This window comes from Blautia sp. MCC283 (assembly GCF_018785565.1).
In the GTDB taxonomy this organism is placed as follows: domain Bacteria; phylum Bacillota; class Clostridia; order Lachnospirales; family Lachnospiraceae; genus Blautia_A.
The window spans coordinates 1-202 of record NZ_WQQB01000009.1 but is presented as its reverse complement, the minus strand read 5'-3'; the positions used below and the strand labels follow the sequence as shown (position 1 = coordinate 202).

Annotated in this window: 1 protein-coding gene; it reads right to left on the bottom strand. The window is 35.1% G+C overall.

Annotation, left to right across the window (positions count from 1 at the left end):
• Window positions 1–16: 16 nt before the first annotated feature.
• Window positions 17–202 (bottom strand): S24 family peptidase (locus GPK81_RS03110; RefSeq protein ID WP_215706510.1); only part of this gene is annotated, 186 nt, incomplete at its 5' end.

The window sequence follows — 202 nt, the reverse complement described above, 5'->3', positions numbered from 1 at the left end:
CATCAGCCTTTTAAAATTAGCCAACTACTTTTCCAAAAGTTTTTAAGGTGGATCCGGAAGTGACTTGGATAGGGGCATATTTTTTATTTAGAGAAATAAGCTGAATACCGGAATCGGATTGATGATATTTCTTTACATAAGCATCACCATCAAGGAAGAAGACACCGATTTCTCCTTCTTCAAGAGTTTCTTGTTTATGAAT